The sequence below is a fragment of the Elusimicrobiota bacterium genome (assembly GCA_028718185.1).
In the GTDB taxonomy this organism is placed as follows: domain Bacteria; phylum Elusimicrobiota; class UBA8919; order UBA8919; family UBA8919; genus JAQUMH01.
This window is the reverse complement of the sequence record JAQUMH010000020.1, coordinates 1-24,456: the sequence shown is the minus strand read 5'-3', so window position 1 is coordinate 24,456 and position 24,456 is coordinate 1. Positions and strand designations below refer to the sequence as shown.

Genomic DNA, 24,456 nt, shown 5'->3' with positions numbered 1-24,456 from the left:
TTTTGGGCAATGTTTTTTTGTTCATTATTAAACCCCTTTGATATTGTAAAGTCTATTTTTTACTTTTTCAGACGATTATACAATATTTTAAGGGTTAAAAAAACAACACAAAAATACTATTAAGCCCGCAATGACATTGCTACACAGTATCTTTACTCGGAATTGCACTGCGTGCCACCTTTTTAATAATTGTAGCACATAATATCCGAGATTGTCAAGTATTTTTTTGGTATTATTTTTTTACTTATAGATATGTTATTTCAGAATTAAGGGTTTTAGTGTCAAGGATTGCAACAGTACTTCTTCCGGTAAGCCAGCCGCCGCACTCGCCCGGATTGATTATAAGCGGGTTTCCCTTCTTTATATCAGGCTTGTGTGAATGTCCGTAAATTACAATATCATATTTTTTATTTTTATCGAGTTTGTCTATCTGGTGCATTAATACAATCTTTTTATTTTCCAGTTCAAGGTCAAGCGGTTCCTGATATATTGTTCCTATATCCTTAAATTTTTCCAAAAGATGCGGTTTATCACCATCGTTATTGCCAAAAACACCCATAAACCTCATTTTCAATTTTCCAAATTCAATCGCAGTAAACGGAGAAACAAAATCTCCTGCATGTAAAACAACTTCAACATTTTTTTTATTGAAAAAATTAACCGCCTTTTTAATTGCGTTTATATTATCGTGTGAATCAGAAATTATACCTATAAGCATAAGGGTTTTAGAGTTATAGGGTTTTAGGGTTCATGGAGTTAAAACCTTATAAATATTTTATAGTTTTTATTTTTTTGCTCCCCATCCTTTTATATTTTAAATTGCGGAATGAGTAAGAAATTTTTGAAGAGCCTAAATTTGCGACTTATTCTTTCCAGGAGCAAATGCCAGAGCGAGTTCTAACGAGCGTCTCGAAAAAATTTGCTTGCGAATGACTATTGTCCGATGATTTTCACCAGAACTTCTCTTTCCCGCGGGCGGTTATCCATATCCACAAAAATAACCTGCTGCCATTTACCTAAGGTTAGTTTCCCTTCACCGACAGGAACAGATATTGAAGGACCTAAAAGCGAGGCTCGCAAATGAGCGGTTGCATTAACATCAGAATGTGTCTTATTATGCTCGTAATCACCGTTTTCTTTTACAATTTCTTTTAAAAGGTTCTGAAAATCCTTAACGAGCCCCGGTTCATATTCTATTGTTGTAATTGCACCCGTTGCACCGGCAATAAAAACATTTGCAATACCATCTTTTATCTTTGATTTTACAAGCACAGCTGAAAGTTCTTCTGTTATGTTAACTATTTCACAGTTTCCCTTTGTATTAAAACTAATTTTATCGGAAAATATTTTCATACAATTCCCTCTCGTTAATTTTGGATTATTATACCTAATTTATTGTTTTTTGCAATACTTTTTTAGAATTTTATTTTCTGAATTTTTATTCTTGACAAATACATGATTTTTATGTAGCATATTTGAAGTAAAATATTGGAGGATGGATGAAAAAACAGGGGTTTTTCGTTGATCTTGTTATTGGTTTTGTTTTGACTATATCAATAGTCGCTTCTTATTTCCTCAAAGCAAGCTTTTTTGAAACTTTTGAGTATAAATTCTACGATATCAGAAGCAAATTAAGGCATAATCCTAAACCAACAGACGAAATCATGATTGTCGGGATTGACGACAACAGTATTGCTAATATAGGCAGATGGCCATGGTCCCGTTCTATAATCGCAGGTCTTATTGAAGAAATCTCAAAGGCAACTCCAAAAGTTATCGGTTTAAATATTATTTTTAGCGAACCCGAGCAAGCTAACGGTCTTGAACAAATAAGGGAATTAAAGTTAAAATACATAAATATATTATCAGAAGTTCAAAATCTTAAGAAAAAACGTAAAATATCTGATAAGGAAATAGGTTTTTTAAATAATTTTTTGGGGGAAATCGCTAATGCTGAAGTAAGCATAGATAATGATACTATCCTCGCAGACTCAATTGCAAATACCGGGAATATTGTTTTACCGATGTTTTTTTCGCTGGAAGAACCTCTCGGTGAGACACCAACTGAATTACCTCCAATTTTATCAAGCAATTCTATTTCCGGTTTATCAAATCCTCAATCCATAAAAGGGTTTCTGCCATTACTTCCTCTGGATATTTTTGCCGATGGAACAAAAGGTATCGGTCATGTTAACTTGATATCTGATATTGACGGAGCAAAAAGGAAAGAAACCAGTTTAATCAGTTATCGCGATAAATATTACCCCTCTTTTGCACTCCAACTCGCCAGAATATATCTTAACCTTGAACTTAGCGACATAAAAATCCAAAATAAAAAAGGAATAGATGTAGGAAAAGTATTTATTCCTACAGACGATTCCATGAATATGTTAATTAACTATATCGGACCTTTCAAAACATTTAAATATTGTGATGCGTTTGATGTTCTCACAAATAAAATTCCGCCGGAAGCATTTAAAAATAAAATTGTTCTTATCGGATTAACAGCAACCGGCATCGGGGATTTAAATGTTACTCCCGTAGCTAACAATTTTCCCGGGGTAGAAATTACTGCAAATACAATTCAAAATATTATTACTAAAAATTTTATAGTAAGACCTCAATGGGCAAATATTTTTGAAATAATCAGCCTGATTTTATGCGGGTTGTTTGTAATATTTATTCTTCCACGGTTAAAGGCAAAGTGGGGAGCCATTGCAACGTTAATATTACTATTTGTTATTATAGGTTTCGGAACATATACCTTCATGAACGGCTATTGGCTCAAAATATTCCACGCAACAATACTACTCGTTTTAGGATATACTTTGATAACCACAAAACATTTCCTATTTACGGAAAAAAGAAAAGAACTTGTAGAAGCAGAAGGCATTGAAACCAATAAAATGCTGGGTTTGTCTTTCCAGGGTCAAGGGATGCTTGATATCGCATTTGAAAAATTTAGAAAATGTCCCGTTGACGACCAAATGAAAGATTTGCTTTATAATCTCGCTCTTGATTTTGAGAGGAAAAGACAGCTAAATAAAGCGGTAGCTGTATATGAACATATAAAAAAGGTTGATGAAAAATATAAAGATGTTGCAGAAAAGATAACATCACTTAAAAACGCAGGTGAAACAGTTGTATTAGGCGCTAAATCAAAAGACTCGACTGTTATTATTGAAGGTTCTAAACAAACTCCGACCTTAGGTAGATATGAAATAATAAAAGAACTTGGCAGAGGAGCAATGGGGATTGTTTATCTTGGTAAGGACCCGAAAATAAACAGAACGGTTGCTATTAAAACTGTTCGTTTTGAAGATGATTTACCTGAAGACCAGATAAAGGCAATAAAAGAAAGATTCTTCCGTGAAGCAGAATCAGCCGGTAATCTTTCACACCCGAATATAATAAGAATATTTGATGCAGGTGAAGATTATGATGTTTCATATATCGCCATGGAATTACTTGATGGCAGTGATTTAAAAGATAAATGTGAAAAGGGAAAAATACTGCCAATCAAGGAAGCACTGGAAATGGTAGCAAAGGTTGCAGACGCACTCGATTATGCGCACCAGCAAGGTGTTGTTCACCGCGATATTAAACCGGCAAATATAATGTTACTTAAAGACGGAACGTTAAGGGTAACAGATTTTGGAATTGCAAGGATTTTATCTTCATCAAAAACCCAGACAGGAACTGTTCTCGGTACGCCAAGCTATATGTCACCGGAATCAATTGCCGGGAAAAAAGTTGACGGCAGAGCCGATATATTCTCACTCGGTGTTGTTATGTATGAACTATTAACCTGTGAAAAACCATTTAACGGAGATAGTATTGCAACTCTTATTTACCAGATAACAACCGAGCTTCATCCATCCCCAAAGAATTATAATGCTAATATACCGGATTGCTGTGTAAAAATAATTGACAAAGCACTTCAAAAAGATGTTGAAAAACGTTATCAAAAAGCAAGTGAAATGGCAAAAGATATTCGAGATTGTTCAGCAACATTATGAGATTGTTAGAAAACTAACAAAGCTACGTTAAACTTAGAAAATATGTCGCAATGTTATTGACGTCATTGCGAGCGTTGGCGAAGCAATCTCATAAAATGTAATACGTAAAAGATGGGATTGCCACGAGCCAATAAATTGGCTCTCGCAATGACAAATCATATGAAAATAGAAGTTTTTGGAATAACCGATTTAGGACTTAATAGAGAAAATAATGAAGATAGTTTTTGTATTGATGAAACCATAAATATTTTTGTAGTCGCGGACGGGATGGGTGGTCATGCTTCAGGTCAGATTGCAAGTAAAATGGCAGTAGATGTTATAAAAGAACGGATGCTTTATGCTTTCAATAATGATAAATTTGAACATTTTACCAGTTCGAAACCTAATCTTTCAAAACATGCAAATTACCTGGTAAATTGTATTCAGATAGCAAATAAAGTTATATACGAATCCGGTAAAAATTATCCTCAAAATAAAGGAATGGGGACAACTGTTGTTTCTGCATTAATAGTCGGTAATAATTTAATAGTTGCTCATGTTGGTGATAGTCGTCTCTATCTTATACGTAATAATGATATTAACCCGTTAACAATTGACCATTCTATAGTTATGGAGCAAGTCCGCAAGGGCTTGATTTCGACAGAAGAAGCAAGTAAATCTGACATGCAAAACATTTTAACAAGAGCTTTAGGTACTGAAGAATCTGTTGAAATTGATGTATCTGAAATGCCTATAAACAACAATGATTATATTCTTTTATGCTCGGACGGTCTATTAAGAATGGTAAATGATAAAGACATTCTGAAAACAATTACAGAACTAAAAAAACCGGAATTAATATGCGGAAAATTAATTGCAATGGCAAATGACGCTGGTGGAAAGGATAATATAACAGTAGTTGTCGCTCAAATGCAGAAAGGAATATCTGTACTAAAAAGTAAAATAAAAAAGTTTCTTAATTAACGGACGAAAGGAGGAAAAATGCCGAAGATCATTTTAAAGTTTGGAGCAGCTGTAATTAAGGAAATTCCTATTACTAACGATGTTACAACTATTGGAAGAAAATCAGACAATGATATAGTGATTGATAATCCTGCCATTTCAGGACATCATGCAAAAATTTATAAGCAGGATAATTCATATTTTGTTGAAGATCTTGGAAGTACAAACGGGACTTTTTTAAATGAAACTAAAATCGTTAAAGCTGATTTGCGTAATAAAGGTCAAATTGGTATTGCAAAACATACTTTGATATTTATTAATGAAGAAACTAATGTTCAACCTTCTGAAAAAAAAGAAGCGAGTGGTAGTGAAACAGTTGTAATAGATTCGGCCAAATTACGTGAATTAACTGGTGGTAAAGAAGGCGATTCTGCAAGTCAAGGTGAAAAAGTCGGAACACTGAAAGTTATTGATGGTGCAGTTGACCAGACTGAAATTGAACTTCCGGGTCTGCTTACCTATATAGGGAGCGGTAGTCAAGCCCAGGTAAAGATTAAAGGAATGTTCGCCCCTGCTCTCGCAGCAGCAATATCGCGCAGACCTGAAGGATATATATTGAAAGCCATAAAAGAAGGGTACCCGAAAGTAAATACAGTGCCTGTTAATGACCAAAAAATATTAACTGACGGTGATATGTTAGAATTTGGTAAGACCAAAATGGTTTTTATGGAAAAGGTGAAAAAATAAAGGTTTTTGACTATTTGTTTTTTCTTTCTTCTATTTTCTTGCGGATTGTGGCGAGTGCTTCCGGTTTATTTTTAAATATCTCTTCTACTACTTCTCTTTCTAAAATGAAAACTTCAGAAATATCTTCAGCTATTATAGTTGCCGAAGCAGCAACCGGATTAACTAAAGATATCTCTCCAAAATAATTTTTTTCACCGAGTTCGGCGACTTTAGTTTTTTTACCTTCTTTTACAACAAACACAGCAATTTTTCCGCTCTTAATTAAAAATAACCGGTTTGAGAATTCTCCCTGAAATAATATCGTTTTACCTTTAACAACATGTATTTTTTTTGTACTATAGATAAGGGAATTTCTTTCCTGCTCGCTAAGTTGACTTAAAAAATCTATCTCTACAAAAAATTGCTTCGCCCATTTTATATCAGGTATATCTAATTCGTAATCCACTACTACTCCTTACAAAGGGAAAGAATCTTCGCCCAATTTTTATCAACATCCTGCTGAATTTGTTCTATAACACCTTCGTTCCCCGGAGAAAAAAGATGTTTAAATCTTCCCTGTGTTTTCAGCCATTCAGTTACAGGTTTTTTTTCCTTCGGCTTATAGTTAAGTTTATATTCACCGTTAATAACTTCATACACAGGCCAGATGCAAGTATCGGCTGCAAGACGGCCAAGACGAATAGTATCCTCTGGAGGATACCCCCAACCAAGCCGGCAAGGTTGCATTATGTTCATGAAAGCAGCCCCATTCATAGAAAGCGCCTTCTGAACTTTTGAAATTAAATCATTTTGAAAACTGAGAGTTGTCTGCGCGACATATGGTATATTATGGGCAACCATAATTGCTGTCAAATCCTTTCGCATCTGGATTTTACCTGTTGCTTTTTTACCGGAAGGAGCTGTAGTAGTATTTGCACCCTTTGGTGTCGCAGATGACCTTTGAATACCGGTGTTCATATATGCTTCGTTATTATAGCATATATAAAGTATCCTGTGCCCTCTTTCCATCGCGCCTGATAACGACTGTAACCCAATATCATATGTACCACCATCACCGCCGAAAGCGATAAAATTTATTTCTTCGGTAACTTTTCCTTTCTTTTTGAGTGCGTTATAAGCTGTTTCTATTCCTGAAATTGTTGCAGCCGCATTCTCAAATGCTGAGTGAAACCACGGTACCTGCCACGCGGTATATGGAAAGATAGTCGTTGCCACTTCCAGACAACCCGTAGCATTAGCTACAACAACCGGTTTATCACAAGCAAGTAAAACCTGTCTTGCGATAATTCCAGCTCCACAACCGGCACATAACCTGTGCCCACCCGTAAAAAGTTCTTCTTTCTTTGACAATTCTTTCAAATTAGCCATAAATCTTTACTCCTTTTTTATTCATCACCCATCATATTAAAATGTCTTCTATATCTTGTTGGAACTTTAATCTCTACATTGTATCCAACCTTTTTAAGTGCCGAATCAATTGCACCTATACCATCATTATAAAATTGTTCTATCCGCCGGGTTTTATCAGAAATGCCTTTGTAATCCGAGGGACAGACAAATGTCCAATCTGCACCAGCTCCATTCACCACAACACGATAATACTTATCAATATCCAATTCGGAACGATTCAGTTTTTTAAGCATTATATTGTGTTCAACCACATCATCAGCAGGTGCAACTAAAACCTCTTTTTTATCAAAAGAAATAAGCGCAAAAACAGGGTCGTTTTCTTTCATTGTTTTGCGAACACTATTTTCGTCAGGATAAAAAACGATTTTCATACTAAAATTTTCTATAATTTCTACTCCCTTACTCCTATATAACTTATCAGCTTTTCAACCTTTTTTTCTTGTGAAGCTTTTATCAAATCCTCAAAAACATTTTTTATTTCTGCTGTATTTATATCCCTGCCGCCAAGACCGTAAATATAGTTCATAGTTAATGGTTTATAATTCATAGAAAAAAGTGCAGATGTGACCTCTGAAAAAACAGGACCTGAATAAGCAGAAAATGTATCAGAACGGTCAAGTATTGCAATCGCCTTCAATTTTGAAAGCTCTTTTGCTATTTCCTGGTAAGGGAACGGTCTAAAAACCCGTAATTTCAAAAGCCCGGCTTTTATACCTTTTTCTCTCAATTCATCAACGACAACTTTTGTTGTCCCGGCAGTAGAACCAAGACAAACAATAGCAATTTCCGCATCGTCCAGTTTATATTTTTCAAAATATCCGTATTCTCTACCAAACTTCTTTTTAAAATCATCTCCAACTTTTAGAATAATTTCCTTTGAGTCTTTCATTGCTTCTGCTTCCTGCATTTTATGTTCAAAATAATAATCCTGCAAATCAATTGAACCCAATGTAAACGGATTTTTTATATCCAAAAGATACCTTTTGGGATCATACCCGCCGACAAAACCTTTGACTTCTTCATCGGAAACCATATCGATAACTTCCATACAATGACTAATTATAAAACCGTCTGTTGTGACCATTACCGGAAGTTTCGAATTTTCGGCAATCTGGACTGCTTGAATCATATTATCGTATGCTTCCTGTGAATTTTCTGAAAAGATTTGAATCCAACCCGCATCACGGGCACCCATTGTATCTGAATGATCGCCATGAATATTTATAGGTGCTGATAAAGCACGGTTTACTTCTGCTACTACAATCGGAAGACGAAGACCTGCTGCAATATAAAGCATTTCATACATAAGGGCAAGTCCTTGTGAAGATGTCGATGTCATAACCCGTGCACCGGCAGCAGATGCTCCTATACAAGCAGACATAGCAGAATGCTCCGATTCAACAGCCACATATTCACTATCCACAAGCCCGTCAGCAACAAATTGTGAAAAAATCATAACGACTTCTGTCGCCGGTGTTATAGGATATGCAGCAACCACATCCGGATTTATCTGCCGCATTGCCTCAGCCATTGCCTCATTACCAGTTTTAGCTACTCTCATAATTTTATACCTCTTTTCATCGCGAGCGAACAAGAAATTTTTGAAGAGCCTCAATTTACGACTTATTCTTTCCAGGAGCAAATTGTAGAGCGACTTCTAAGGAGCGTCTCAAAAAAATTTGCTTGTGAGCGATTATTTTCTTTCTTCCTCCATTGTTATTGCGGTTGCTTTTGGCGGACACTCTTTTGCACAAATACCACAACCTTTACAATGGTCATAATCAATGCCTGTAACTTTACCGTCTTTTGTAACTATTGAAGAATCGGGACAATTAATCCAACATATAAAACATTGGATACATTTTCCAGAATTGTAAACAGGTTTATTGGTTCGCCAATCGCCTGTTTTAAAATCCTTCGCAGTTCCTGCCTCCAATATATCACATTCCGGCAATTCTTTCCAACCAAGTTTTTTTTCCATTTTTTCATCCCTTTTTAATCGTAAGTGAAGAAAAGATTTCTGAAGAACCTCAATTTGCGACTTATTTGTTCCAGGAGCAAATTGCAGAGCGAGTTCTAACGAGCGGTTCAAAGAAATCTGTTTCTGAGCGTTTACCCTTTAACTTCATCAAATGCTCTTTTTATTGACTTAATATTCCCTTCTATTATTTCAGGTTTGCGAGAAAACTTTTTTTCAAGCTTTTTCTTTGTATCTTCCAAAACGCCGTTAATATCAAGAAAATTTGTTACCTTTACAAGAGCACCCATCATAGGAGTATTAGGAATCGCTTTACCAAATGATTCTTTTGCTATTTTTGTCGCATTAACAACAAATACTTTACCCTTGAAATTAAGTTTCTTCTTCATTTCATCCATTGTTTTTTCTGTATTAACAATAACCGCCCCACTGTCTGATAACCCTGATATAATATCAACGGTATCTATGAGTGTAGGGTCAAGCACAACTACAAAATCCGGTTCTGTAACTCCACAATGAAGCGTAATAGGTTTATCTGACAAACGATTAAATGACTGAACCGGTGCTCCCATCCTTTCAGGACCATATTCAGGAAAACCCTGAACATATTTACCCGTAGCAAGTGCTGCTTCAGCAAACAAAAGTGCCGCTGTTTTCGCACCCTGACCGCCTCTACCATGCCATCTGATTTCAATAATATTTTTCATTCATTCGCTCCGCTAAATACACAGAACTGACACAGAACTTTAAAAAACTCACGGAACTGACACAGAAAATATTCCGTGACTGTTCTGTGTATTTGTTTCGTGTCGATTCCGTGTTTGTTTACTCAACTTTTATTGCTTCAACCGGGCAATCTGCTGCTGCTTGTTTGGCACAGTCCTCGCTATTTGCCGGAACCGCTGCACCCTTTACCACAGCTACTGTGTCCTGCATCTCAAAAACATCAGCACAACTATCACAACATAAACCACAACCAGTACATAAATCTTTGTCAATGACCGCTTTCATTTCTAACCCTCCATCCCGTTTAAGCGGGATATTTTTTTTACATCTTCCATCGCCTTTGAAAATTCTTTACTACTTATTTTATCTGTATTTGGAAGATAAAACTTACTACAGAATTCTATATTAAAAACACTAAAAAACGCTTTTATAATTACTTCTGCATGTTTAAAATCCGGTGTCCTGCCTGCTACTGATATGAAAAATCCTTTTTTAGGTTTTGGTTCATATTTACTCTCTTGCTTTACCGATAGTCCGGAAATATTTTTTTTAGCCCAATAAACCTGACATCTATCTACTATTGCTTTTAATTTTGCTGGTAAGGAAGTGAAATAAATCGGAGAAGAAACAACTACTATATCAGACGACATAAGTTTCTCTTCTAAAACTTTCATATCGTCTTTCCACTTACAAACCCCTGTTTTTTCACAACCCCGCAAACCATCGCAAAAAGAAATATTAAGGTCCCTTACTGCAATTTTACTAATCTCATAGTTGAATTTTGCAAATTCATCAAGCAGAGAGTCAAGCAGCAATTCACTTCTACTTTTTATACTACTACCGGCAGAAATCCCAATAACTTTTATTTTTATTTCTCCTTGTCGCTTACAATATATAGACCCAGAATCGAGTTTAGAGCAATTTTTGTTCTTATATAATTGGAACAAAAATTACTTTTTATTTTTTTTCTTCAATAGTATTTTTTCAATTTCTTTTACATCAGGCATATCGTTTCCACGAAAAACTATAACACCTTTTGAATCAATTAACATATTTGTCGGAATGCCATAAACTTTAAATTTATTAGATACCTCTGCACTTGAATCAAGTAATATTCTATAAAGTATTTTTTTCTTTTGAACAAAACTGCTGACTTTTTCTTCTCTTTCCTGGACATTTACAGAAATAACCACTAACCCTTTTTTACTATATTCATTGTAAATTTTGTTCAATTCGGGAACTTCGTCATTACAGTATTTGCACCATGTAGCAAAAAAACTCAGAAATACGGGACTTTTCCCGGTGTAATTTGAAAGTTTAAAATTTGATTTTGATGATAACTCTTTAAGTGAAAAATCAAGGGCTTTATTGCCTACATCTATCCCTAAATCAGCAGAATAAATACTGCAAGAAACAAGAAGCAGGAAGCAGGAAGCAAGAAGAATAATTTTAAAATAGCTTGGAGTTTGGAATTTGAGATTTGAGATTTTTATCATAATTTCGTTTCCTTTTGAAAAACCTTTGAATTAGACTTATACATTCTTTTTTTAGAATGCCGCTTTTCACTTCAACTCTATGATTAAATTTTCTATTGCAAACAACATTTATAACACTTCCACAGGCACCGGTTCTTTCATCTGAAGCAGCATAAACGACTTTTTTAATACGAGCCCACACAAGTGCACCCGCGCACATTGAACAGGGTTCAATTGTAACATACATCTGACAACCTGTTAAACGATAATTTTTTAATTTCTTATTTGCACGCCTTATTGCTAAAATTTCAGCATGAGCAGTGGAATCGTTCTTTTTTATTGTCTGATTGTGAGCCTTTGCAATTATTTTATTATCTTTTACAATAACACAACCGACAGGAACTTCGTTTTTACTTTCTGCTTTTTTTGCTTCTCTTAACGCCTCCTGCATGAAATACTTATCATAGTTCATCTTTTTAATAACAGTATTTACTGTGAACACATTGTCCATGGCATCCCGACGTTACATCGGGATTACCCGCTTAGGCGGGTAAAAATCGCACCTTACATGACTTGAACCTACAACCTTGCGGTTTCCCAAAAAAAGCGGGTCCGAGGGGAGTTGAACCCCTAACCTAACGGTTCGTAGCCGTTCACTCTATCCAATTGAGCTACGGACCCATTTGCGGGATAAACTCCGCCGAATGCGGCATCCAATTGAGCTAACAGCACAAGACAACTAATACCAAACTGTTCTTGCCAGGACACTCAAGACTACACCTATAACATTTGACGCTATTATATTAAATGCTGAAAAATCTAACTGAGAACTTATTTTTTTAATAGAAATACGCTCACCGACAACAAGAATAATTACAAAAGGCAATATAATCCAATACCACTTTCCAGGTATTATAAAACAGCCTACTATAATAAGTCGTTCTATAATTCCATGGTATTTTTCTTGTGTAACAATATTTGCATTACTATAAAAGAACTTTTTAATAAAGTAAATTAAAATTGCTGTAAAATGAGATGCGACTATTAGGATAATAAGCAAAATAATCCATTTTTCTGTTTCAATCCCTATAGGATTTTTAGGAGCGAGCACAAAAATCAAAAGTATATGAACGAATTGGTCCCAAAGAAAAAATCCTAAGTCATCAGGTGAATTGTATTTGGTAATACTATAAACCCGCCATTGGTCTTCAATTATATGAGATATAGCAAGAATAAGTAAGGCAACAGCAAAATCTTTTTGCGGCAGATATTGATAATTTATCGCAACTGCAAAAAATAAAAAAATTAAAACGTGAAAAAAGACACCTGAAATATTTTCTCTTTTCCATTTGGCAATTCTATCTGTCTGGAACGTAAAGTCAGCTAACATATGTGCTAAAAGTAAATGCCAAAAAAAATACATTTATTTACTCCAACATAATAATAACAAATTTAATTTAGTATCTGCCACAGGGTAGTTTTTATTCCGGCACAACCGGACAAAAACTAATTTATGGTATTACTTCGTAAATCTCAACCGCTTTTTCCTTGCCTTTAACCTTCGTGGTACCAAGAGGTTTTGTTTTTACAATATCTTTGACATGGAGATATGTTGATTCAGAAACAATTATATGAGTTCTAAACTCTTTATTTAAACCTTCAAGACGCGCACCAAGATTTACATTATCACCAATAATAGTATAATCCATTCTTTCAATAGAACCCATATTCCCGACAACCATATCACCTGTATTTATACCAACTCCGATATCTATAATAGGTCTTTTTTCGGCACGCCATTTATCCTGAAGTTTTTTTAACTCCTGTATCATTTCAACACCGCACAAAACAGCTCTTTGGGCATGGTCTTTTTGAGGAATCGGTGCATTCCAGAAAGCCATTACAGCATCTCCGATAAATTTATCAAGCGTACCTTCATGCTTAAAAACTATTTCTGTCATTTTAGTAAGGTATTCGTTTAAAAGCGCAACGACTTCTTCGGGTGTTGATGCCTCTGAAATAGTTGTGAATCCTCTAATATCGGAAAAAAGAACTGTCATCTCCTGTCTCTTGCCGCCAAGGGCAAGTGCATCAGGATTTTTCATAATTTCATTAATAACAAGCGGCGAAAGATACTGTCCGAACGCCTTTTTTAACCACCTTTTCTCCTTTTCTTCCGTAATAAACCGCCATGCAGTAATTGAAATATATGTCAGGAAAATCAAAAAGGTAGTGGGTACATATTCAATCCATATTTTTTTCTCTATAAAATAGTATCTACAAACCCAGGACCATACAGCAAAAACTAAAACCGCTAACAATGTTGATTTCCAAGGTGAAAGTTTAGGCAGGAAAAAAACAAGAATACCACCAACGATAATTATTATCAATAAGCTCGTAAGAACATTTGAATACGAAATAAAATCCGAGTTTATAAAAGCATTTATATTATTCGCAATTGTTTCAATACCCGGCATTGTCGGTGAAAAAGGAGTGACATGCCTGTCGCCAAGACCAGCTGCGGCATATCCGACAAGAACTATTTTATTTTTTAATAATTTTTCATCAACCTCTCCTCTGATTATTTTATAATAAGAAATGTATTTATAGGTTTCAAATTCGCCGCAATAATTAATCAGCAGCTCATCATTAGCATCTAACGGTAAATTTTTAACCAAATCCTGCCACGGTTTATTCAAATATGCTGAAGCAACAGCTACAGAAATATGCGGGTACAATTTACCCTGATACTCTATAACCGGTTTTACTTTTCTAACAACACCGTCTATTTCAGGAAAAATATTAGGAGACCCTAAAGACAAAGAACCATCTTCCATTTCCTTTAAAAGCGGTTTTGCATTTACAACAACACCTTTGTTAATTTCAAAAAGTATTTCATTGACACATCTTTTTGACCTTTTCATCGCTTCTGCTAATATATTATCACTTTGAGCGTTGCTCTTTTCAAGGAACATAACATCAAAACCAATTGTCTTAACCCCGGCTTTTACAAGTTTATCAATTAACTTTGCATGAACGCTTCTGTCCCAAGGCCATCTACCTAATTTTTCCAGACTGCTTTCGTCTATAGCAGCAATTACTATTTCGCCGGTAGGATTTTTAAGACCACGAAGCCTCAGTCTATAATCATAAGACTTATACTCAAGTAACTGGAATACACCCAGTATATCGCAAACCAGAATTACCAGTATTGACAATATCCCAAGAATATAACCGATTTTTTTCTGTTTCATTATTTACTCAGTTTATATACAATTATTATATATTAGCACTTGCTTGCATATATTCATATCCTGCTTGCAAGCAAACAGGCTTCTTATCTTTTTGTCCACTGGAAGCTTTTTCTTGCTTTAGCGCGACCCGGTTTCTTTCTCTCAACCATCCTGTCATCACGAGTCAAAAAACCCTCTTTTTTCATAGTCGCTTTAAAACCTGCGTCAATAGACGCAATTGCACGGGCTATTCCATGGCGAATCGCTTCCGACTGTGCCATCACCCCACCGCCACCTACAACTGCACTGACATCATATTGTGATAGTAAATTCGTTATCTTTAGCGGTTCAATCACGGTCATTTGAAATCTCGGTAAACCTGCAAAATATTTATCAACCGGTTTTTTATTAACAACTAACTTCCCGGAACCGGCAGAAAGTTTTACTCTTGCAACTGCTGTCTTTCGCCTGCCTATTGCTATAATCGTTTTGCTATTACCTACACTGATATTTTCTGGCATTTTCCCTCCAATTGTTTTATCTCTTTTTTATAAACTTTGAGACGCCGCAACATTACTTTTCTAAGACGGTTTTTCGGCAACATACCGCTGATAGAAAGCCTTATAATTTTTTCAGGATTAGACAAAATTAAGTCCTTGTAAAGGATATATTTATCGCCGCCCGGATAACCGGAATGCCGATAATCCAGTTTCTGCTCAAGCTTATTACCGGTCATCTTAACCTTTGCTGCATTAGTAACAACCAAAAAATCCCCGATATCCTTGTTTGGAGCATATTCCACTTTCCCCTTACCTTGCAAAATCTTCACTGCAACTGTTGATAAACGTCCAAGAACAACATCCGATGCATCAATTAAAAACCAGCTCCTTACATTCATAAATTTACCTTCCTTTTTTTAAGAATTTCCTTTAATTATATCAAAACGACAACTTTTGTCAACTCAGGTTCTCTTTTTTCAACTAAATAAAACTGTTACCTGGTAACTTTTGCCATATTAAACAAATATGAGAAGAATCTAATTTATGATTTGTAATCTTCATTATGCAACAAAGATAATTTTCCCTAACTGCTCCTTGAAATGAATTGCGAAAAGAAGAAACATCAGTAATTATATCGTCACTTGTACCTAATATAGCTGTCTTGTATCTTTCATTAATATCCTTTCTATTTGTGAGTTTAGTAATTCCATCGATTTCATCATTTAATTCAAAACCCATTTTCCCTTCTAAATATGAACCAACTTTGATGCTATAAAAAGTTATACTATTCTGGACATAATTATATCTATCAATATCTTTTATAACGAGTTTTACTTTATTAGACGTATCGAAACCAGCTCCCCATACTTTAAAAACTTGCTCTGCTTTTAAAGTCGGAACTTTTGGTCTTTTTGTAGTATTCACTGAAAAAGTATATTTAACACCATCGCGTAATATTGTTAATTTCACAGGAACATTTAAGCCGATTTTCCATAACTTTTGTTGAATATTGTAAATTCCATTAATTTCTTCATCGTTAATTTTTAAAATTACATCTCCTGATTTTAATCCACTTGTTTTAGATAGATTTTCATCAACAAAATATTTAACAACCAAACTACTCATTTCATTTTCAATCCATATTCCTAACCAAACATCTTCTATTTCTTTTTTAGTAAATAATAACTCTATTCTTTGTTTTACAATATTTGAAGGAATAACAAAAGATATTCCTTCTGAAAAATAACTTGGTATCTTAGCAGTAACTATACCTATTAAATTTCCATCAGTATCTATCGCTGGACCACCACTGTTGCCAGGATTTACAGGTGTATCTATTTGAATAAAATCTTCAAATTGACAATAACCACCAGACGGTAGTTGTCTATGAACCGCACTAACCATACCGGAAGTAACAGTTCCCGCTAACTCAAACGGATTCCCTATAGCAATGGCTTCTTGTCCAACTTCTACAGTATCAGAATTTTGTATAAAAGTTACCGGTTTAAGATTATCGGCATCTATTTTTATTAAAGCCAAGTCAGTAGCCTTATCCATTCCAATTATTTGAGCATTAAATTCTCTATTATCATTTAAAATAACTTTTATTTTATTCAATTTCATTTTTACGCCATTATCGCATTCCCATTCACTTAAATCTACAACATGATAGTTAGTTACAATATAACCATTTGGTTTTATAATTGTTCCTGTACCACTTTTTGCTTCAATTTTTTGTTCCCAATCTTTTACACCTATTTTTTCTGCTTCTAATTTTATTGTTACTACTGATGGCCTTAACCGTTTAATAACTTCAACTTTATTTACTGTTATCGAGTAGATACTATTAAGCGAGAAAAACTCAGTTAATATTATAATTCCAAATATCTTTATATTTTTCATAAAATAATTACAAAAACTTTTTAGCCATTAAAACTTCTGCGATTTGGACCGCATTTAATGCTGCGCCTTTTAACAAATTATCAGATACAATCCACAAAACCAAACCATTCTCTGATGATAAATCTTCACGGATACGCCCAACATATGTCACCTGTTTATCAGCAGATTCTATCGGTATAGGATATTTTTTCTGGGACGGGTCATCTATCACAATAATACCTTCAGCATTTTGTAAAATATCTCTTGCTTCTTCACCGTTTAGTTTCTCTTCAGTCTCAATCCATACGGATTCAGAATGTCCTCTGAAAACCGGCACCCTCACACAAGTTGAAGATATTTTTATTGAATCATCACCAAGTATCTTCCTGGTCTCGTTAACCATCTTCATTTCTTCTTTTGTATAAGCATTCTCTAAAAAAACATCAATCTGTGGAATTACATTGAATGCAATCTGCTGCGGCAACTTTACTGCCGGTGGAATTTTTTCGCCTTTTGACCACGCCATTATTTGATTTTGAAACTCTTCAACCGCTTTTCCGCCTGCTCCTGAAACTGCCTGGTAAGTTGAAACAATTATCCTTTTTATTTTAGATACATCATGAATAGGCTTCAACGCCACAACCATCTGAATTGTTGAACAATTCGGGTTGGCAATAATTTTTTTACTTCCTGAAAGTGCGTCAGGATTAACCTCAGGGACAACGAGAGGTACGCCTTCATCCATCCTAAAAGCTGAAGAATTGTCTATAACAAAAATATTCTGTTGGGCAAATCTTGGTGCCCAGTCTTTTGATACGGATGCACCGGCAGAAAAAAGCGCAAAATCCAAATGATAGTTATTTTTCAATAAATCATAATTCTTAATCGTATTAATATCTTCAACAACAATTTCCTTACCCTTAAACTTCAATTTCTGTCCCGCTGTTCTTGAAGACGCAAAAAGATAAAGATTTTCAACCGGAAATTCTCTCCGCTCAAGCATCTTTATCATTTCAAGTCCGACTGCCCCTGTCGCGCCGACAACAGCTACATTGTATTTTTTCATAACCATCCTTTTTCTAAATACCAATTGTATGTAATTTTTATTCCTTCTTCAAGCGAAACTTTTGGCGAATAACCAAAATCTTTCTTTGCTTTTTCAACTGACAAAAGCCAACTTTTCTGCTTCATCTCTTTCAATTTATCAAGAGAAATTAAGGCAGGCTCTTTATTTAACCTCGAAAAAATATCACCGAATAATGCCGATAAATAAAAAATAAAATCCGGTGTTTCTATGATTTTAGCGTTTGGGTTTACTGCTTTTATCAACTCATCGCACAATAACCGCCACGAAAAAATCTTGTCATCACCTATAAAATATGTTTGACCTATCGCCTTGTCCGAACCAGCCGCCAAAAGTATCCCGTCAACGACATCTGACACAAAACTTATGTTTATAAACTTTTCTTCTTTTGGAACCGGTAAAATACCATTTTTTGTATACTTGAAAAAAGCAAAAACATCTTTATCACGGGGACCGTATATAGACGGCGGCCTTAAAATCGTTACCGGAAGTTTATCTTTAAATTTTAAAACCTCTGACTCACCTAAAAGCTTAGAGAACCCGTAATGTGAAACCGGATCGGCATTTGCTTCCTCTGTTTTCACATCTTCATTTTTAGAAGGACCAACAGCTGCTTGTGAGGAAATATAAACAAACCTTTTTATTTTTGGGTTGTTTTTCGAAACAGCTTCTATGAGATTCCTTGTACCTGCAACGTTTGTTGAGTAAAGTTCATCGTCTTTAATTGCTCTGACAAGCGCAGCAGAGTGAAAAATATAATCGACATCTGAAACTATAGCTGCGAGACAGTCTTTATCACTACAGTCACCGCAAATAGTTTCAACGGGCACTTTATGAAGCCATCTTATCTTTTTTGGATTTCTAACAAGGCATTTTACGGAATATTTATTTTTGAGAAGTGCTTCAACAATGTGACTTCCTAAAAAACCGCTACCCCCTGTAACAAGCGCCTTCATATTTTTACCACAAATTATGCCCCGATGAAACCGGGGCATCTAAATTAACACTGTAGCGGCAGAGCTTCTTGCTTTGCCTACATTCCAAAACCATATCTGTTTCAAGATATAATAGACCCAGACATTACATCGGGATAGTTTTTGTAGTGATATAATTGGAACAAAAACTATTTTTTTATCTCTACTTTTTGGAGTAGTTCGTTAATTAAGGCAACAAGGTCGTTTAGCTCATCGCCTTTTCTTATGAAAATTTGTTTATTAGTATTTCCTGTATCAATAATTTCCCTTAAATCTTTTTTTATCTTAAAAATCGGACCGGCTATTTTATGCGACATGTAAATAGAGATTACCCCGATAAATAAGGCGTAAACTAACCCATTTATAATCAACCACAAATGAATCTCTTTTATTTGTGCTCCAACGCTTGTTGATAATATATTCGGCAAAGCCAACTTTATCGTTAAAAATGTATGATACTCAACCACAAGAAGCATAAATATTAATGCACCACCAATCATAAATGCATACTTGAATTGCATTTTCCTATCAATAAGAACTATTTTCCTTTTATAGTCTGCCATAGTACCCCCCCTTAAAACCGTAAAGGCGTTCACGTGTTCAATTGTTCATTTGTTCACATGTCAACACAACAACATATGGACGTTTTTGCTTTTATACATGGACGCTTTTTAATTTGTTATCTATGAATCGCTTTAACTTAAATTTACTTATTAGTCCAACAGTCCTGAACTGAACACCGTAAAAATTTGAACTTTTATCTTTATATTCCCACACAACATTGCCAACCACTTTTATACTTATCTTACTTGGAAGTAAAAAATAGAATTTAAACTCACCACCCATCAATAGATCTCTTTCAGTTTCTACAGCAATCCCGCCTAAACTTATATTCTTTATAAGACCTTTATATAAAACCTTCCGGTCTGATGTCGGTAGAATATCAACACTGGCTACATAACCCACTCTGGGATATTTTCTCTGTTCAACCACCATGGCGACTATTATTATAGAAAAAAAAAGAAATTAGTCAAGCACTTTTTTAACTTAATAAAAATTGTTTCTTTATGCAATTTACATATGAACGGAGAAGTATTTTATCTAATTTTAAGGCGACCATGTCGGGTTTGTGGATTCTTTGCTAATTCCACCAAGCGGTTTTTGATTGCTGCCATTTGCTGTCATTGTAAATAACTCATATCGCCCGTTACGGTTAGATGAAAAAACTACATGTCTTCCATCAGGTGAAAATGACGGGCTTTCATTAGAACCGGCATTTTGGGTAAGTTGATATTCTTTTTTTGTTGCTACATCATATAAATAAATATCGAAATTCGAACCGATTCTTTTAGTAAAAATAATTATGTCGCCTATTGGAGACCATACCGGTGAATCATTATAAGCACTATTAGTTATTTTTCTCAAGTTTGACCCGTCAATATCCATAATAAATAACTGCGGATTACCGCCTCTATCAGAAACAAAAACAAAATCCTGTGAATTGGGTGAAAATGATGCGGAGGTATCCACACCTTTTGAATATGTCAGCTGCCTTACTATTTTTCCTCCGGTTGTAAAAAGATACAGTTCCGGATCACCGCTTTTTGAAAGTGTTACAATAATATATTTCCCGTCCGGAGAGCAAGAACCTACCATATTTATTCCTTGATAAGCCAAAAATTGGATTGATTTTGCTTTATCAAAATCGTACCTAAAAACATCCGGGTTACCATCTTTGTACGTTGTATAATAAAGATATTTTCCGTCACTGGAATATTTCGGTAAAACAGAAATTGAATTATGATAGGTAAGCCTGTTTAGATTTTTGCCGTCGTAGTCAACACACCAAATCTCTTTACTTCCTGAAAGCGTATTTGAAAATGCAATCTTGGATGATAATTTTACCTGTTGACCGGTAAGATAATTTATTATATCCTCGGCAAAATTATGAGACAGTTTCCTGATTTCATCCGCTGAATATTTATATTCTTTATTAAATATCTTCTTTACAGAAGCAACATCCCAGCAATTGGAAGTCACTAAAATTTTATTAGTTTTTACATTAGCAGTAAATTTTACAATAGTATCTATACCGTTTATAACAGCTATGTCACGATCAGCTTTTGGAAATTCAAGGTTTTTATTTAATGCCTGACTTTGCTGTAAAGTAATCACATTGAATATTTCGGAATATGAAAGATCATTTGATACTATCTGCAAAATCTCTGTCGCTACCTTAGAATCATTTACCGGGAAAACAGATATATTTACCCGTCGCCCGCTGGATTTAAGTTCAAGATAAATATCAACACTGTAAAGCCGGGCAGAAAATGACGACAGAAGTACCATTCCCATACAAAACTGAAGTAACCATTTAATTTGATATTTTTTCATTTTCATTATGTACCTGAAAGTTCAAACATAAAATATACACCAAGCGAATCATCAGGGAAACCAGCTGGTAGCGGCGGAAATGGCGAAGAATTCATAATCGCTCTTATAGCAGACCTGTCAATATATGATACGCCGGCTGATTCCTTCACTACTAAATTCTCAACTTTACCACTTCTTAAAATCTTAAAATATACCAGAATTTTTTTGGAACCACTGGAAGTAGATGGTGTGGGATTCCATTTCTCTGCAACTTTATTTCTCAAAACATTCACGTATCCCATGTATGGAAAATTTCCGGCATTAACTTCAACACCATTTCCTGAACCGGCACCGGTCCCTTCGCCTGTTCCTGAAGAACCGGCTGTCCCAGGTGCACTTTCAGCAGTTTTTGATATATCTTTCCCGTCCTTCCCTTCTTTTCCGGTAATTTTCTTTTTAGTTATACGCGGTTTTCCGACAGCAATGTCACCCGGCTTTAGTACTTCCTCTTTTGTAACCTGCTTTGAAACACTTTCTGAAGGTTTTACACCCAAGTTACCGTTATTAACATTGCTATTAGCCCCGGCACTACCCCCTCCTATTCCAACAGAACCTATTACCTGTATGGGGATGTAATAAACCTTTGCCGACGACTTGGAAACAATAGATAAAGATAAAAAAAATAAAAAATGCAGCGATATGGAAACAATAAAACTAAGTTTAATGTCTGTCATTTGGGATTTTTCAGACCGGAAAGATAATTTGAGGATTGTCTGGCTTCTGGTGTTTTTGGATTATTTTTAACTATATCCTCAAAAATCTGAATTGCTTGCGGTTCTTTTTTAAGTTTTAAAAGCGCATTTGCTTTCTTTAACTTACTGGTAGGAACTTTTTCAAAGCTAGGGTAATCTGTTATTATTTTATCGAAATTTTCTATTGCTTTATCATAATCTTCTTTATCATAAAAACACACACCTATCCAAAAATAGGCATTTGCGGTCAATGTCCCATTTGGATACTGCTGAATATATTCCTGAAAACCGCTAACAGCAAGATCATAATTTTTCATTGTATAATCAGTATAAGCTGCACCGTAAATCTGGGTCGGAGTCGGTTTTGAGTCTTCTATTTTTTTGGTAACCTTGTCTGACAATAACGACAGTTTATTAGTAAAATCGACGTTAGTATCGTCTAATTTCTGACCAAAAATTAAAAACTTCTCGTTTGTTTCGTCAATTTTCCCATCCAGCATTTTGATATTTGAATTAAGTTCATCAATCTGAACGGACAAATCTGCCTGGTTTTTCTGCATATCGGAAAGTTGGTTTTGGAGGGTAACAATATCTGATTGAAGCCCAACCATATCCTTTTGTGTAGCTACACAACCGGATAAAAAAAGACATAAAACAAAAGGCAGGACATAGAAAATAATATATAATTTTAAGTTATTTTTCACTTAATTACCTAAATTCTCTTATTTTTATTTAGGCGGGATTCTTCCAAGCGATTCTGCACGACGATTCTTCGCCCATGCATTTTCATCGTGACCAAAATCAACCGGTTTTTCTTCACCATATGAAATTGTTGCAATACGGTTCCCTTTTATACCTAATTTCATAAGATAACTTCTAACTGATTTTGCACGACGATCACCTAATGCTATATTATAATCGGTTGTTCCTCTTTCATCACAATGCCCTTCAACAATAATTTCAACATCCAGGTTTTCTTTAAGCCATTTAGCATTTTTTGCTAAAATATCTCTTGCTGTAGCCGATAACGAAGCATCATCATAATCAAAATGTACTGTTTCAAGATCTGCAACTTTTATATATGCTTTTCCTCTTAAGGACGGCTCTTCTGTCGGTTGAGGTATCTCAACAACCGGCTCTACCGGCTGAGGCTTAACAACCACCTTTTTTGCACACCCGCTAAAAACAGAAAAAAATAAACAACAAGTAATTAGCAATAAAGCTGATTTCCAACCTACTTTTACCATAAAACAAACCCTCCTAAACTAAAAAAACTGACATAATATGCCAGATGTGATTATATTAATTTTTTGAATTTTGTCAAGTAAAAAACTTCAGAGGTAACGTTAAGTATTTTGACTATGTTTTGAACTATTTATCAGGAAATTTCTCAGCTGCCGGCACACCACCCAGACCCCAGTTCTCTTTTTCAACCTCGTTTATTACTACTTGCACAGCATCAGCCGGACATCCGATAGAATCCATCACGGCAGATGTCATATTCTTAATCAGTTTTTTCTTCGTTCCGGTATCTCTGCCTTTCCACAAATCAATTTTCACATAAGGCATTTTATTCCTCCCCTTTCCGTTTCTTTTGACTACTTATTGCAAGATGTTCTATAATCTTCTCCGATTTATTTGATTTTTGCTATTATCTGGTCCCATTTACTCTTAATACTCTCCATTATATTTGTTTTCTTATCGCCTTTTTGCTGCATCCCGATTGATTCTTTAAACTTTTCTGCTATAAGATAATGCGGCACTGAATCAATTATTTCATACAAAGCTTTTTTATCAAACTTTGCGAAAATTTTAATTGCCTGTTTCTTTGTAAGTTTTTCTGTAATACCATATTTTGTTCTTATCGGCTGGGGTAATTTCTGCAAGTCCGGGTATGTTTTTAAATATTGTTTCCGGAATTTTTTCTCATCCATTTTAATCAATTTGTCAATATTTTTTTTCTTCAAATTATCAATATCTGAGGTAGCTATATATGATTTTGCGAGTGATTTGAATGTAATGCTAATCATTTTATCAAACATACTGACATCTTCTCCTGCATAAATAACACTGCTGAAATTTATTAAACCTAAACCAATAAATGTTAAAACTAAAAAACTATTTTTTATATTCAATCTATGCATACATTATCTCCTGATATTATTGTTTAGAACCTATTACGAAACTATTTTTCCGTAGGAGAATTTATGGGCTAAAATATTTTTACCCTCATGCTGTCATTGCGGGCTTAATAGTACTAAAATGTTGTTTTTTTAATGGTTTTTTAAATAAATATACCATTTCAAATAAGCAATTTTATGTTTTTCAGATAAGCCTCTGTGTCTTTGAAAATCTGATTTTA

At 34.8% G+C, this 24,456-nt stretch carries 30 protein-coding genes and 1 tRNA gene; 3 read left to right on the top strand and 28 right to left on the bottom strand.

Features of this window, described 5'->3' with window-relative positions:
* Positions 1-244: 244 nt before the first annotated feature.
* Together PHE88_12245 and PHE88_12240 are read right to left on the bottom strand one after the other, a co-directional pair.
* A complete protein-coding gene (locus tag PHE88_12245) occupies positions 245-718 on the bottom strand; it encodes a metallophosphoesterase (GenBank protein MDD5688589.1) in 474 nt (157 codons plus the stop codon).
* Positions 719-933: 215 nt separating this feature from the next.
* Positions 934-1,353 carry a secondary thiamine-phosphate synthase enzyme YjbQ gene (locus tag PHE88_12240; protein ID MDD5688588.1) on the bottom strand — a complete coding sequence of 140 codons (420 nt, stop codon included), beginning with the start codon at positions 1,351-1,353 and terminating at the stop codon, positions 934-936.
* A gap of 146 nt (positions 1,354-1,499) precedes the next feature.
* On the opposite strand from PHE88_12240, the gene PHE88_12235 reads away from it, so the two are divergent.
* The 3 genes from PHE88_12235 (at position 1,500) to PHE88_12225 (ending at position 5,708) form a co-directional block, all read left to right on the top strand.
* On the top strand, positions 1,500-4,019 hold the full coding sequence (locus tag PHE88_12235) for a serine/threonine-protein kinase (GenBank protein ID MDD5688587.1): 2,520 nt from the start codon (positions 1,500-1,502) through the stop codon (positions 4,017-4,019).
* 159 nt (positions 4,020-4,178) lie between these two features.
* A complete protein-coding gene (locus tag PHE88_12230; GenBank protein ID MDD5688586.1) occupies positions 4,179-4,982 on the top strand; it encodes a Stp1/IreP family PP2C-type Ser/Thr phosphatase in 804 nt (267 codons plus the stop codon).
* A gap of 18 nt (positions 4,983-5,000) precedes the next feature.
* Positions 5,001-5,708 carry an FHA domain-containing protein gene (locus PHE88_12225; GenBank protein ID MDD5688585.1) on the top strand — a complete coding sequence of 236 codons (708 nt, stop codon included), beginning with the start codon at positions 5,001-5,003 and terminating at the stop codon, positions 5,706-5,708.
* Positions 5,709-5,718: 10 nt separating this feature from the next.
* Here the strand turns inward: PHE88_12225 and PHE88_12220 are convergent, their stop codons facing one another.
* The 26 genes from PHE88_12220 to PHE88_12095 form a co-directional block, all read right to left on the bottom strand.
* A complete protein-coding gene (locus tag PHE88_12220) occupies positions 5,719-6,153 on the bottom strand; it encodes a cyclic nucleotide-binding domain-containing protein (protein MDD5688584.1) in 435 nt (144 codons plus the stop codon).
* Positions 6,154-6,155: 2 nt separating this feature from the next.
* Positions 6,156-7,076 (bottom strand): thiamine pyrophosphate-dependent enzyme, encoded by a 921-nt coding sequence (locus PHE88_12215; protein ID MDD5688583.1) that lies wholly within the window; start codon positions 7,074-7,076, stop codon positions 6,156-6,158.
* A 17-nt stretch (positions 7,077-7,093) separates the two neighbouring features.
* On the bottom strand, positions 7,094-7,489 hold the full coding sequence (locus PHE88_12210; GenBank protein MDD5688582.1) for a hypothetical protein: 396 nt from the start codon (positions 7,487-7,489) through the stop codon (positions 7,094-7,096).
* 20 nt (positions 7,490-7,509) lie between these two features.
* Positions 7,510-8,679 (bottom strand): pyruvate ferredoxin oxidoreductase, encoded by a 1,170-nt coding sequence (gene porA, locus PHE88_12205; GenBank protein MDD5688581.1) that lies wholly within the window; start codon positions 8,677-8,679, stop codon positions 7,510-7,512.
* A gap of 132 nt (positions 8,680-8,811) precedes the next feature.
* On the bottom strand, positions 8,812-9,099 hold the full coding sequence (locus PHE88_12200) for a 4Fe-4S binding protein (GenBank protein MDD5688580.1): 288 nt from the start codon (positions 9,097-9,099) through the stop codon (positions 8,812-8,814).
* Between the two features lie 131 nt (positions 9,100-9,230).
* Positions 9,231-9,803 carry a 2-oxoacid:acceptor oxidoreductase family protein gene (locus PHE88_12195; GenBank protein MDD5688579.1) on the bottom strand — a complete coding sequence of 191 codons (573 nt, stop codon included), beginning with the start codon at positions 9,801-9,803 and terminating at the stop codon, positions 9,231-9,233.
* Positions 9,804-9,921: 118 nt separating this feature from the next.
* Positions 9,922-10,107 carry a ferredoxin gene (locus PHE88_12190; GenBank protein MDD5688578.1) on the bottom strand — a complete coding sequence of 62 codons (186 nt, stop codon included), beginning with the start codon at positions 10,105-10,107 and terminating at the stop codon, positions 9,922-9,924.
* A 2-nt stretch (positions 10,108-10,109) separates the two neighbouring features.
* Positions 10,110-10,769, bottom strand: a complete 660-nt coding sequence (locus PHE88_12185) for a flavodoxin family protein (protein MDD5688577.1) — start codon at positions 10,767-10,769, stop codon at positions 10,110-10,112.
* Positions 10,770-10,772: 3 nt separating this feature from the next.
* On the bottom strand, positions 10,773-11,318 hold the full coding sequence (locus tag PHE88_12180; protein ID MDD5688576.1) for a TlpA disulfide reductase family protein: 546 nt from the start codon (positions 11,316-11,318) through the stop codon (positions 10,773-10,775).
* A complete protein-coding gene (gene tadA / locus PHE88_12175) occupies positions 11,272-11,808 on the bottom strand; it encodes a tRNA adenosine(34) deaminase TadA (GenBank protein MDD5688575.1) in 537 nt (178 codons plus the stop codon). Before tadA ends, PHE88_12180 begins: the two co-directional genes overlap by 47 nt.
* Before the next feature lie 96 nt (positions 11,809-11,904).
* Positions 11,905-11,978: transfer RNA gene (locus tag PHE88_12170), tRNA-Arg, on the bottom strand.
* A gap of 58 nt (positions 11,979-12,036) precedes the next feature.
* A complete protein-coding gene (locus PHE88_12165; protein ID MDD5688574.1) occupies positions 12,037-12,720 on the bottom strand; it encodes a DUF3307 domain-containing protein in 684 nt (227 codons plus the stop codon).
* Between the two features lie 88 nt (positions 12,721-12,808).
* Entirely contained in the window at positions 12,809-14,551 is a 1,743-nt protein-coding gene (locus PHE88_12160) for an adenylate/guanylate cyclase domain-containing protein (protein MDD5688573.1), read from the bottom strand.
* 83 nt (positions 14,552-14,634) lie between these two features.
* A complete protein-coding gene (rpsI, locus tag PHE88_12155) occupies positions 14,635-15,051 on the bottom strand; it encodes a 30S ribosomal protein S9 (GenBank protein ID MDD5688572.1) in 417 nt (138 codons plus the stop codon).
* The gene (rplM, locus tag PHE88_12150; protein MDD5688571.1) at positions 15,030-15,428 is read right to left on the bottom strand and encodes a 50S ribosomal protein L13; all 399 of its coding nucleotides are present in this window, start codon (positions 15,426-15,428) and stop codon (positions 15,030-15,032) included. Before rplM ends, rpsI begins: the two co-directional genes overlap by 22 nt.
* Positions 15,429-15,510: 82 nt before the next feature.
* Positions 15,511-16,932 carry a trypsin-like peptidase domain-containing protein gene (locus tag PHE88_12145; GenBank protein MDD5688570.1) on the bottom strand — a complete coding sequence of 474 codons (1,422 nt, stop codon included), beginning with the start codon at positions 16,930-16,932 and terminating at the stop codon, positions 15,511-15,513.
* A 7-nt stretch (positions 16,933-16,939) separates the two neighbouring features.
* Positions 16,940-17,977, bottom strand: a complete 1,038-nt coding sequence (locus tag PHE88_12140) for an aspartate-semialdehyde dehydrogenase (GenBank protein MDD5688569.1) — start codon at positions 17,975-17,977, stop codon at positions 16,940-16,942.
* On the bottom strand, positions 17,974-18,951 hold the full coding sequence (locus tag PHE88_12135; protein ID MDD5688568.1) for an NAD-dependent epimerase/dehydratase family protein: 978 nt from the start codon (positions 18,949-18,951) through the stop codon (positions 17,974-17,976). Before PHE88_12135 ends, PHE88_12140 begins: the two co-directional genes overlap by 4 nt.
* Positions 18,952-19,118: 167 nt before the next feature.
* Positions 19,119-19,532: a hypothetical protein gene (locus PHE88_12130; protein ID MDD5688567.1), complete on the bottom strand. Its 414-nt coding sequence runs from the start codon at positions 19,530-19,532 to the stop codon at positions 19,119-19,121.
* A 91-nt stretch (positions 19,533-19,623) separates the two neighbouring features.
* Positions 19,624-19,965: a PilZ domain-containing protein gene (locus PHE88_12125; GenBank protein ID MDD5688566.1), complete on the bottom strand. Its 342-nt coding sequence runs from the start codon at positions 19,963-19,965 to the stop codon at positions 19,624-19,626.
* 111 nt (positions 19,966-20,076) lie between these two features.
* On the bottom strand, positions 20,077-21,369 hold the full coding sequence (locus PHE88_12120) for a hypothetical protein (protein ID MDD5688565.1): 1,293 nt from the start codon (positions 21,367-21,369) through the stop codon (positions 20,077-20,079).
* Positions 21,369-22,076 (bottom strand): TonB family protein, encoded by a 708-nt coding sequence (locus tag PHE88_12115; protein MDD5688564.1) that lies wholly within the window; start codon positions 22,074-22,076, stop codon positions 21,369-21,371. Before PHE88_12115 ends, PHE88_12120 begins: the two co-directional genes overlap by 1 nt.
* Positions 22,073-22,798 carry a tol-pal system protein YbgF gene (gene ybgF, locus PHE88_12110; GenBank protein ID MDD5688563.1) on the bottom strand — a complete coding sequence of 242 codons (726 nt, stop codon included), beginning with the start codon at positions 22,796-22,798 and terminating at the stop codon, positions 22,073-22,075. The genes PHE88_12115 and ybgF overlap by 4 nt, the downstream gene beginning before the upstream one ends.
* Before the next feature lie 24 nt (positions 22,799-22,822).
* Positions 22,823-23,341, bottom strand: a complete 519-nt coding sequence (pal, locus tag PHE88_12105; GenBank protein MDD5688562.1) for a peptidoglycan-associated lipoprotein Pal — start codon at positions 23,339-23,341, stop codon at positions 22,823-22,825.
* Between the two features lie 124 nt (positions 23,342-23,465).
* A complete protein-coding gene (locus tag PHE88_12100; protein ID MDD5688561.1) occupies positions 23,466-23,663 on the bottom strand; it encodes a 4-oxalocrotonate tautomerase family protein in 198 nt (65 codons plus the stop codon).
* Between the two features lie 65 nt (positions 23,664-23,728).
* Positions 23,729-24,238: a hypothetical protein gene (locus PHE88_12095; GenBank protein ID MDD5688560.1), complete on the bottom strand. Its 510-nt coding sequence runs from the start codon at positions 24,236-24,238 to the stop codon at positions 23,729-23,731.
* Between the last annotated feature and the right edge of the window lie 218 nt (positions 24,239-24,456).